Raw genomic sequence first — 10,419 nt, 5'->3', positions numbered from 1 at the left:
TGCTCACATCCTGTGTAGTTGAACTCGGGCTCACAGGACTGACGTCCACTTCCCGGAGTCGTCCGCAGAACGTTTCACGTTCCTTGCGTCGCTCTGGTCCAGTGTTTCAGTCCTGAGCGTTCGCCCTCGTATCCTTAATTTAATATTTCTGTAATCTTATGTGAAGGTGTTGTAATATTAGGGTGCTATAATGGTGAAGATTAAAAAATCGTAGGATTAGAAAGCTGGTGAGTTTATGATTGAAATGATGAATGTAACTAAGAAATATAGTAAAGGAATTACTGCTATTAATAATTTATCAATCCAAATTAAAGATGGAGATTTTGTTTATGTAGTAGGGCCTTCTGGTGCAGGGAAATCAACTTTCATTAAAATGATGTATCGTGAAGAAAAAGCGACAAAGGGTAGAATTCGTGTGGGAAAATATGATTTGATGAAGATTAAAGATCGTCAAATTCCATTCTTACGCCGTTATGTTGGTGTCGTATTCCAAGATTTTAAACTTTTACAAAATAAAACAGTCTATGAAAATGTGGCTTATGCGATGGAAGTAATTGAAAAGTCTCCTCGCGAAATTAAACGCCGTGTAGACGAAGTGTTAGAATTAGTAAATTTAAAACATCGTATGAATAATTTCCCAAATGAATTATCTGGTGGGGAACAACAACGTGTAGCGATTGCTCGAGCAATTGTGAATACTCCGGGAATTTTAATTGCCGATGAGCCTACAGGGAACCTAGATCCAGATACATCTATGGAAATTATGGATATTTTAGAAAGAATTAATGAACAAGGAACTACCATTGTGATGGCGACTCATAATAGTCAAATCGTAAACGAGAAAAAGCATCGTGTTTTAGCCATTGAAAGTGGACAAATTGTTCGTGACCAAGAACAGGGGGAATACGGATATGAAGATTAGAACGATGGGTCGTCATATACGTGACGCCTTCAAGAGTCTTTTCAGAAACGGATTAATGACATTTGGTTCGATTTCTGCGGTATCAATGATTCTTTTAATCGTTGGTGTGTTTGTTTCATTATTATTTAATGTGAACAAAATTGGATCAGATATTGAAAATGACGTTAATGTTCGTGTATATATTGATTTGGCAGCAGATCAGGAAAAGACAGATCAATTAGAAGCGAAAATTAAAGAATTAGCGGATGTAGAATCTGTAACATTCCGTTCAAAAGATGAAGAATTAGAAGATGTAACAAAGAGCTTTGCTGAGGAATTTTCATTGTTTAAAAATGATGGAAATCCACTTCGTAATGCTTTTGATGTAAAAGCAAAAGAACCTCAAAAAACAAGTGCGGTTGCTAAAGCTATCGAAGGGATGGATTATGTAGCTCGTGTTCGTTATGGTGAAGCTCGTGCGGATAATTTATTCCGAATTATTGCTACAGCTCGAAACATCGGTGCTGTCATTATTGTGGGGCTATTAGCGTTAGCAATGTTCTTAATCTCTAATACGATTCGCTCAACAATCTACTCAAGAAGAACTGAAATTGAGATTATGCGCTTAGTAGGAGCTACAAAGGCGTATATTCGCTGGCCTTTCTTCTTAGAAGGTGGGATGATTGGATTACTTGGTTCTATTATTCCAATCGGATTAGTGTGGTCAATCTATCTATGGATTTATAAAGGTGGATCAGACTTCTTCTCTGGTTCAAGTTTTAGCTTACTTGATCCTAATCCATTCTTAATTTATGTCTCATTGGCCATGGCTGCTATCGGTATCACTATTGGAGCTTTTGGTTCTATTCTTTCAATGAGAAGATTCTTAAAAAAATAGCTAATATGAAAAAGATGAACGTTACATGTTCGTCTTTTTTATTAGGATAAAAGAAATCAAACAACTGATTAATATTTTGGGAGTGTATTGGAAAGTGGTGTTAAAGATGTCAAAACTAACAATTAAAAAGTATCAAGAATACTTAGAAAATGTATATAAGAATAGAAACAATGATCAAGGACTTTTTATTAAATTAGTGGAAGAAATTGGTGAAGTTGCAGAACAAATTAGCATTCGCGACGGAAGAAAAGATGGAGATAAAGAAGCTGTGAGCGAAGAATTAGGGAAAGAACTGGCGGACGTAATTCATTATACGATTGCTATTGCAGGAGTAAATGGAATTGATTTAGAGAAAGTCATCTTAGAAAAAGACTTAAGTGCGGCTATTAAATACCAGCATTCAACGAACTTGATGGAGTACATAGAGCAAACAGCAAAAAACGACTAGTTTACAGCAAGAAAACACTTGCTTTACGAGTGTGTTTAGAGTAGGATAGGATTTGGAAAAGTAAGTGAAATGATGGGTACAGAAAGTTCTGATTGCTGAGAAAGAACCCCCGCTCTTTAACTGAACCTACCAAAAGAGGTGATTATGAAAATAATCCGGTGAAATCATCGTTATCAATGTTAAAGAGACATTTACAAAGTAAGTGTAATTAAGGTGGTACCGCGAGTCATTCGTCCTTTTTAGGGGAGTGGCTTTTTTTATTTCACAAAAAATGAAAAGGAGCTAAGCAGATGGCAGAAAAAACAAACTTACAAAGAGAAGATTTCTCTAAATGGTATATTCAAACCATTCAAAAAGCAGATTTAATGGACTATTCACCAGTGCGTGGATGTATGATTTTTAAACCAGACGGATATGAAATCTGGGAACATATTCAAGAGGAATTTAACCGTCGTTTTAAAGAAGAAGGCATTCGTAATGCATACTTCCCAATGTTAATTCCAGAAAGCTTCTTTACAAAAGAAGCAGACCACATCGAAGGATTCGCTCCTGAATTACCATGGGTGACAGAAGCAGCTGGCGAAAAATTGGAAGAACGTTTAGCACTACGTCCAACAAGTGAAACAATGATTGGAACAGCTTTTTCAAACTGGATTAATTCATACCGTGATCTTCCATATGAAATTAACCAATGGGCAAATGTATTCCGTTGGGAAAAGAAAACTTTACCATTCTTACGTACTTCAGAATTCTTATGGCAAGAAGGACATACAGCGCATGCAGATGAGGAAGATGCACGTCGCAGAACAATGAAGATGTTAGAGGTTTATAAAGAAGTTGTAGAAGGCGTATTAGCAGTGCCAGTTTACGAAGGTCAAAAAACTCCTTCAGAACGTTTTGCAGGAGCAGTAGATACTTACTCCATCGAAGCAATGATGAAAGACGGTAAAGCCGTTCAAGCGGGAACTTCTCACTACATGGGAACAAAATTCGCTGAAGCGTTCGACATCAAATATTTAACAAAAGAAAATGAACATGTATACGCTCATACAACTTCATGGGGAGTATCTACTCGTTTAATCGGTTCATTAATTATGACTCATGGGGACGAACAAGGGTTAGTATTACCTCCGAAAGTGGCTCCAACACAAGTAGTCTTAATCCCTGTTGGACCATGGAAGAAAAATCCAGCCATCTTAGAAAAATTAGAAGAGCTTCAAAAAGAATTGAAAGCTGCTGGATTACGCGTGAAAATCGACGACACTGATAACTCACCAGGATTCAAATTCAATGAGTGGGAATTACGTGGTGTTCCAATGCGTATCGAATGCGGACCTCGCGACTTAGAAAATAATCAAGTGATGACAAAAATGCGTGACTTAGATGAAAAAGTAGCAGTTGGATTCGACGGTTTAGTAGATACCATTTTATCTGAATTAGATAAAATGCAAGTTCGTATGTTAGAAACTGCTCGTGCGATGCGTGCTTCTAACGAATATACAAACATTGATACTTTGGATGAGTTAAAAGCTCACATCGAAGCAAAACGCGAAGCTGGCGAAGTACCTGGTTGGGTATTAGTTGGTTGGGATGGAACAGAAGAAAGTGAAGCAAAAATTAAAGAAGAAACAGGCTTTACAACTCGTAATATTCCATTTAATGCTCCAGTGAAAAAAGAAAAATGTATCGTTACTGGCAAACCAGCTGTGCATACAGTTTGGATTGCACGTGCATATTAATAGAAATGAATTTTAATTGGTAGGGGGACCAGATTATGAAAATGAATAAAGCGATTCAGGAGTTTGTAAATAGTGCGATTGAATCAGGGTATGCATCAAAAGAGGATCGTAGCTATTTATTAAATCGCGTGCTTTATTTAGTGGGAGAAGAATCTTTTGAGGCTTGTAAAGAAATTGATCAACCATCTCTATTAGAGGCAATGGCGAATGTGGTGGAGGCATCTGTTGAAGCAGGGAGGATTGCAGATGACGCTGAAGAACGCGACTGGCTTGAACAAGAGCTAATGAACCTTGTGATTCCAAAACCTTCTGAATTGAACCGTCTATTCTGGAATAAATACGAAGAAGGACCTAAAGTAGCGACAGACGCGTTTTATAAAATGGCGCTTGATTTGAACTTAATTAAGGTCAATGATATCGCTAAAAACATTTCTTTTAACGGAGAAACAGAGTATGGCGATTTAGAAATCACGATTAATTTATCAAAACCAGAAAAAACGAAAGAAGAAATTATCAAAGCGGCGCAATCGAAGGATTTCAATTATCCTGCCAACCGTTTATGCTTTGAAAACGTAGGTTACCATGGTCGTATCAATTGGCCAGGTCGTGCCAACCACCGCATTGTTGGGATGGAACTTAGTGGAGAGTCTTGGGGCTACCATTATTCTCCATATGCTTATTATTCAGAGCATGCCATCTTCTTGTCTGAAAACTTAGAACCAATGAAAGTGGATGAGGGTGCCTTTAGCCGACTTCTTGAAATCGTGACACAATTCCCTCATTATTTTGTAGGGTCAAATGCAGGGCTTCCAATTGTTGGAGGATCGATTTTAAGTCATAACCACTATCAAGGGGGACGTTATGAATTTCCGATGAATCGTGCTAAAGTCTTGGAAACTGGAATTTCTAAGAAGTTTGACACTGTTGAAATCGAGCGTCTATACTGGCCGCTTTCTGCGCTTCGTCTTCGCGGAAATAATCGTGAGGAAGTATTTGAAGTAGCAGTTGATATCTTAAAAGCATGGGAAGACTACGAAAACAAAGACCTTGAAATCTTACGTGAATCAAACGGCGAACCGCATAATGCGATTACTCCAATCGTGCGCCGTCAAGGAGATGCGTATGAGTTTGATTTAGTATTACGTAACAACCGTACGACAGAGGAGTTTCCAGATGGAATTTTCCATCCACATGCGGATGTACAACATATTAAGAAAGAAAATATTGGTTTAATTGAAGTGATGGGGCTTGCGATTTTGCCGCCACGTCTTGAACGCGAGCTTCGCGAAGTGAGAGAGTATCTCGTTGGAGAAGCACCTCTTGAAGCAGTCGCAGCCATTCACCAAGAATGGGCAAAAGAATTGAAAGCACAAGAACCAACGAAAGAAACTGTAGACGCATTTTTACAAAAAGCGGTGAGTGCAAAATTTTGCCGTGTGTTAGAATATGCAGGCGTCTTTAAACAAACAAAAGAAGGTCAAGAAGCATTCAGCGCCTTCATGCATGAATTTACGAAATAGTTAGAAAGGAAGTGCCGTATGACAATCCTCGCACTTGATACATCGAATAAGACATTATCGGTCGCTGTAGAACTGACAAACGGTACCATGATTGAACAAACGATTGAGAACACCTTGCAACATAGTGTTCTCCTTGTGCCAACCATTGAAGCCGTTTTTGAAGAAGCCGGCATTACAGCAAAAGACTTAACAAAGGTCGTTGTTGCTGAAGGCCCCGGTTCTTATACGGGACTTCGAATTGGCGTTACTGTTGCTAAAACACTCGCAAAGAGTCTGGGGATTCCACTTGTTGGCATCTCCAGTCTCGATGTCTTTTTACCCGACCTTGCTTCAAAAGTAGAAGTAGGAGAAGTCGTTGTGCCTTTTTTTGATGCTAGACGTGAAAATATTTTCGCGGTAGGCTATCAAAAGACTGACGAAGGCTTTAAAAAGGTGATTCCAGAGCAACATATTTCATGGGATGATTTCTTAAAAGTATTGCCGGAATTTGCAACTGGAGTAACTTTTGTAGGGCAATTACAGTCGATTACAAAAGAGGCAATCGTAGAAAAAGGAGCGAGTGAGGCGAAGTGGATTGAAGGGCCTTACGCTATTCCTCACGCAACATCGCTCATTGAATTAGGAAGAAATAAGGAAGCTGTTGACGCGTACGTCTTTGTCCCAATGTACTTGAAACTGGCAGAAGCAGAAGAGAATTGGCAAACTGAGCATCCTTTAGAAAAGGGGTCAGTGTATGTGGAACGAGTTTAAAGAACGCTTCATTCAGTGGTTTGAAAAAATCAAAGCACTGTTTCTAGAAGGGCCGCAACATAAAGAACCGATTCGCAATCAATTTGAAAATTTCGAAAAAAGAGTCATTCTTGGAAATGGGGCGCAAGCCAAAATTCGAATTGGAATTCCAGAAGATGCCGCTCGTATTTTTGAAGTGGAAGAGGCAGCTTATAATGGGGAATCCCCATGGGCAAAAGATATTCTTGAAAAAGATGTTGCCTATAATCCTGATGCCATTTATATCGTACTGGAAGTGGAAAAGGAAATCGTTGGCTTTATCGGTGCAAGAACAACAGAGGGTACGGATTTACATATTACCAATGTAGCAGTACTACACGATTATCGTTTTTTAAATGTAGCTACATTATTGTTAAAAGCAATTGAAAAAATTGCAAGAGCCCTTGATAGAAAAGAAATTACTTTGGAAGCTCGAGTATCGAATACCAAAGCGATTCGTTTATATAGAAAGAATGGTTATAGCGTTATGGGAACGAAGGAAAATTATTATACTCCTGAAAATGAGGATGCTGTAGAAATGCTCTATACATTACCACCAAAAACGCCATCTTCCTTCCATTCGTCAGAGTACTCTTTTACAAGACTTCAACCAGCTGATTTAGCGATGGCTGAGGCTTTAGTTGAGTTAGTGCAAGAAAATTACGAGCATCCCAATCATTGGAGCGCCGAGAGTTTCCTTGCAGATTTGGAGAATCCAGCAAACACGTATTACGGAGTATGGATGCAACGCCAATTAGTAGGATTCCTTGGAGTCCAAGCGGTTCTTGATGAAGCAACGATAACGAATATCGTAATTGCTAAAGACTATCAAGGTAAAGGGCTCGCACAACGTTTATGGCAAATGGCCTTATATGACTTGAAACAAAGAGATGTGAAAGTTGTCTTTTTAGAAGTACGTGAAAGCAACAAGCGTGCTCAATATTTATATGAAATTCTTGGATTCGAAGCCTTCCATACGAGAAGAGACTATTACAGTGATCCAGTAGAAGATGCGATTGAATATCGCTTAGAAATTGAACAAAGATAGGAGGAACAATATGAAAGAAACATTGATTCTAGCAATTGAAAGTAGTTGTGATGAGACAAGTGCAGCCGTGATTCAAAACGGAAATACCATCCTTTCAAATATTGTTGCCTCTCAAATTAAAAGTCATATGCGTTTTGGCGGAGTTGTGCCAGAAATTGCCAGCCGCCATCACGTCGAACAAATTACGCAGGTTATCGACGAAGCTCTTGCTAAAGCAGGCAAAACTTTGGATGATATGGATGCTATTGCGGTGACATACGGTCCAGGACTTGTGGGAGCACTTCTCATTGGGATTTCTGCAGCGAAAGCCTTGGCATTAGCGAGTGGAAAACCACTGATTGCAGTGAACCACATGGCAGGACATATTTATGCTAATCAACTTGTAGAACCTCTTCAATTTCCTTTAATGGCACTGGTGGTCAGCGGAGGGCATACAGAATTGGTGTATATGCCAGAAGATGGAAAGTTCCAAATTATCGGTGAAACAAGAGATGATGCGGCAGGAGAAGCGTACGATAAGATTGGTCGTATTTTGAACTTGCCCTATCCTGGTGGAAAGAAAATGGACGAATTAGCTCATCTAGGAACGGACACTTATGACTTCCCACGTGCGATGATTCATGAAGACCATTTTGATTTCAGTTTTAGTGGATTAAAATCAGCGGTCATCAATCGTGTTCATAACGCCAAACAAAAAGGCGAAGAGATTGTCCCCGAAGATTTGGCTGCCAGTTTCCAAGCCAGTGTCGTAGAAGTTTTAGTCGAAAAAACAAGACGTGCGCTTAAAGCTTATCCTGTAAAACAATTCGTGTTAGCAGGAGGAGTGGCTGCCAATAAAGGGCTTCGCACAGCGATTACACAGATGATGGAAGAGCACTATCCAACAGTCACATTCTCCATCCCGCCATTGTCACTTTGTGGAGATAATGCGGCGATGATTGGTGCTGCAGCCTTTACTAAATACATGCAAAAAGACTTTGCGAAAATGGATTTGAATGCTGTTCCAGGGCTAGAATTAGGGGAAGAATAAAACTATTGCAAATTCAATTTGAGCATGGTATTATATTCGTGTTGCATTATGCATGCGAAAATAAATAACTCTGGATTAGCAAATAATTCAGGGCAGGAGGAATAGAAATGAAACAAGGAATTCACCCAGATTATCATCCAGTAGTGTTCATGGATACAACTACAGGATTCAAATTCTTATCAGGTTCAACAAAGACTTCAAGTGAAACTGTTGTATGGGAAGACGGTAACGAATACCCATTACTACGTGTGGAAATCACTTCTGATTCTCACCCATTCTACACAGGTCGTCAAAAATTCACTCAAGCAGACGGACGTGTGGATCGTTTCAACAAAAAATACGGTCTCAAATAAGAACTTTGCAAACTCTCTCACTTCGAGAGAGTTTTTTTGTGCATTCAAAAGTTCCGCCAAGGGCGGCGATTAGGGTATAAATAGGAGAAGTTTGAAAAAGAGAATTCTTATTATCAGCCATTGTTTATTGAAACAAAATAGCGGGCTACCGGAGAAAGCCTATAGTCTTTCTCCTTCGAAGCCTCAAACAAGCCGTAATGGATAAATCCATAACGGCTTTTAATTCGCATTCGATAGTTTTTCCCGCTATGGTTTCAATAAATGTCTGATAAGCGAATTCTCTTTTAATTTTTTCGTGCAGTACCATAATCGCCTTCTTGGCGCAAAACTCTACTCGAGTGGAGAGTTTATAAAATTCTATTCTCTGCAAGGGGCAAGGGAGAAGAGAGGATGTTTGTGCGGTTCATGAGGACAGAGAATTCTTACTATCAGCCATTGTTTATTGAAACAAAATAGCGGGATACCGGAGAAAGCCTGTAGTCTTTCTCCTTCGAAGCCTCAAACAAGCCGTTATGGATTTATCCATTACGGCTTTTAATTCGCATTCGATAGTTTTTCCCGCTATGGTTTCAATGAATGTCTGATAAGCGAATTCTCTTTTTAGTTTTCTGGTGCAATACCAAAATCGCCTATTGGGTTGAAAATTCTACTCAAGTAGAGAGGTTGTAAGTTCTATTCGTGACAAAGTTCAAGATGATTAATAAAAAAGCAAAATGTAACATATAAGTTACGTGAAGTGCACCCTGTCAAGTAGACAGGAAAATAAATAAAGTGTATGACGAGTTCTTATGAACTCGTCTTTTTATTTATGCTGGGATTTTTAACCTCATTGATAAAGTAATTCTTTTCTTATTATAGAACTGGATATACTCCTCAACTTTCTCGAAAAGAGATTCATAGGTTTTGAAATGATATAAACGATATACTTCTTCCTTTAAGGTTCCCCAGAATGATTCAATTGGTCCATTATCGATACATCTTCCAGGACGGGACATACTATGTGTTATTTGTCCTTTTTCTATAAAGTGCTTAAAGAAATGAGAAGTATATTGAAATCCTCGATCACTATGAATCATTGTTTTTGTTGGAATTATCTTTCTTTTTATTTGATTAAAAGTATCTTTAACAATTTGATTATTGTTTTGTTTAGAGATTTGATAAGCAACTATTTTCTTTGTGCCATAATCTAAAACTGCACTTAAATAAGCTTTTTCTCCCTTTCCATATTTCAATTCAGTGATATCCGTTAATAGTAGAGCCATTGGCTCGTAATCTTTCTGAAATTCTCGATTTAAAATATTAGCTGCGGTGTATTCTTCAGAGTTAGATTTATAACGATAACGTTTTTTTCGTATAATTGCCTTTAATCCCATTAATTTCATAAGGCGCTGAATACATTTATGATTCACCTTCGCATTTCTATAATAGTTTAAATAGATTGTGATACGACGATATCCATATATACCTTGAACAGATTCATATACTTCGTGTATTAATTCCATTAAACGACGTAGTCGTTTTTCAGATTCCGAAGGGACACGATTTAACCATTTATAATAGCCAGCTCTACTGACTTTTAACACTTTACATAATAGAGTAATATGAAATCCTCTTTTACTTAATTTTTTAATCGTTTGATATTCCGCTTCAAATTTCGTCTGGCAAACATCAACTCGCTTTCCACTTCTTGTAATTTTTTTAGTGCGGCATTTTC

Annotated in this window: 10 protein-coding genes and 1 other annotated feature; of the genes, 9 read left to right on the top strand and 1 reads right to left on the bottom strand. The window is 38.3% G+C overall.

The genetic code is table 11. From position 1 onward, the window contains the following. Positions 1 to 235 precede the first annotated feature (235 nt). From ftsE to Q0594_RS00010, 9 genes are all read left to right on the top strand, one after another. Entirely contained in the window at positions 236 to 922 is a 687-nt protein-coding gene (gene ftsE / locus Q0594_RS00050) for a cell division ATP-binding protein FtsE (RefSeq protein ID WP_298647771.1), read from the top strand. After that, positions 912 to 1,799 carry a permease-like cell division protein FtsX gene (gene ftsX, locus Q0594_RS00045; RefSeq protein WP_298728994.1) on the top strand — a complete coding sequence of 296 codons (888 nt, stop codon included), beginning with the start codon at positions 912 to 914 and terminating at the stop codon, positions 1,797 to 1,799. The genes ftsE and ftsX overlap by 11 nt, the downstream gene beginning before the upstream one ends. A gap of 106 nt (positions 1,800 to 1,905) precedes the next feature. Continuing rightward, positions 1,906 to 2,247 carry a MazG nucleotide pyrophosphohydrolase domain-containing protein gene (locus Q0594_RS00040; protein ID WP_298728993.1) on the top strand — a complete coding sequence of 114 codons (342 nt, stop codon included), beginning with the start codon at positions 1,906 to 1,908 and terminating at the stop codon, positions 2,245 to 2,247. 38 nt (positions 2,248 to 2,285) lie between these two features. Further along, positions 2,286 to 2,488, top strand: a binding site (T-box leader). 49 nt (positions 2,489 to 2,537) lie between these two features. Beyond that, the gene (proS, locus tag Q0594_RS00035; protein ID WP_070437014.1) at positions 2,538 to 3,986 is read left to right on the top strand and encodes a proline--tRNA ligase; all 1,449 of its coding nucleotides are present in this window, start codon (positions 2,538 to 2,540) and stop codon (positions 3,984 to 3,986) included. Positions 3,987 to 4,021: 35 nt separating this feature from the next. Then, positions 4,022 to 5,506: a UDP-glucose--hexose-1-phosphate uridylyltransferase gene (locus Q0594_RS00030; RefSeq protein ID WP_298728992.1), complete on the top strand. Its 1,485-nt coding sequence runs from the start codon at positions 4,022 to 4,024 to the stop codon at positions 5,504 to 5,506. Positions 5,507 to 5,524: 18 nt separating this feature from the next. Then, positions 5,525 to 6,256 (top strand): tRNA (adenosine(37)-N6)-threonylcarbamoyltransferase complex dimerization subunit type 1 TsaB, encoded by a 732-nt coding sequence (gene tsaB, locus Q0594_RS00025; protein ID WP_298728991.1) that lies wholly within the window; start codon positions 5,525 to 5,527, stop codon positions 6,254 to 6,256. After that, positions 6,240 to 7,322: a ribosomal protein S18-alanine N-acetyltransferase gene (gene rimI / locus Q0594_RS00020; RefSeq protein ID WP_298728990.1), complete on the top strand. Its 1,083-nt coding sequence runs from the start codon at positions 6,240 to 6,242 to the stop codon at positions 7,320 to 7,322. Before tsaB ends, rimI begins: the two co-directional genes overlap by 17 nt. A 10-nt stretch (positions 7,323 to 7,332) precedes the next feature. Next, positions 7,333 to 8,352 (top strand): tRNA (adenosine(37)-N6)-threonylcarbamoyltransferase complex transferase subunit TsaD, encoded by a 1,020-nt coding sequence (gene tsaD / locus Q0594_RS00015; RefSeq protein ID WP_259949529.1) that lies wholly within the window; start codon positions 7,333 to 7,335, stop codon positions 8,350 to 8,352. A 107-nt stretch (positions 8,353 to 8,459) separates the two neighbouring features. Continuing rightward, positions 8,460 to 8,705 (top strand): type B 50S ribosomal protein L31, encoded by a 246-nt coding sequence (locus tag Q0594_RS00010; protein ID WP_005604946.1) that lies wholly within the window; start codon positions 8,460 to 8,462, stop codon positions 8,703 to 8,705. Positions 8,706 to 9,511: 806 nt separating this feature from the next. On the opposite strand, the gene Q0594_RS00005 is transcribed toward Q0594_RS00010, so the two are convergent. Further along, a partial coding sequence (locus Q0594_RS00005) for an IS3 family transposase (protein ID WP_298728989.1) occupies positions 9,512 to 10,419 on the bottom strand: 908 nt, incomplete at its 5' end.

The sequence above is a fragment of the uncultured Granulicatella sp. genome (assembly GCF_938030755.1).
Taxonomy (GTDB): domain Bacteria; phylum Bacillota; class Bacilli; order Lactobacillales; family Aerococcaceae; genus Granulicatella.
Note: the sequence above shows the minus strand (reverse complement) of the source record. Positions and strands in the feature narration are given on the sequence as shown.

Bases quoted from the DNA above. Each gene is read 5' to 3' on its own strand.
- ftsE (WP_298647771.1), top strand. From the start codon at position 236: ATGATTGAAATGATGAATGTAACTAAGAAATATAGTAAAGGAATTACT.
- ftsX (WP_298728994.1), top strand. From the start codon at position 912: ATGAAGATTAGAACGATGGGTCGTCATATACGTGACGCCTTCAAGAGT.
- Q0594_RS00040 (WP_298728993.1), top strand. From the start codon at position 1,906: ATGTCAAAACTAACAATTAAAAAGTATCAAGAATACTTAGAAAATGTA.
- proS (WP_070437014.1), top strand. From the start codon at position 2,538: ATGGCAGAAAAAACAAACTTACAAAGAGAAGATTTCTCTAAATGGTAT.
- Q0594_RS00030 (WP_298728992.1), top strand. From the start codon at position 4,022: ATGAAAATGAATAAAGCGATTCAGGAGTTTGTAAATAGTGCGATTGAA.
- tsaB (WP_298728991.1), top strand. From the start codon at position 5,525: ATGACAATCCTCGCACTTGATACATCGAATAAGACATTATCGGTCGCT.
- rimI (WP_298728990.1), top strand. From the start codon at position 6,240: ATGTGGAACGAGTTTAAAGAACGCTTCATTCAGTGGTTTGAAAAAATC.
- tsaD (WP_259949529.1), top strand. From the start codon at position 7,333: ATGAAAGAAACATTGATTCTAGCAATTGAAAGTAGTTGTGATGAGACA.
- Q0594_RS00010 (WP_005604946.1), top strand. From the start codon at position 8,460: ATGAAACAAGGAATTCACCCAGATTATCATCCAGTAGTGTTCATGGAT.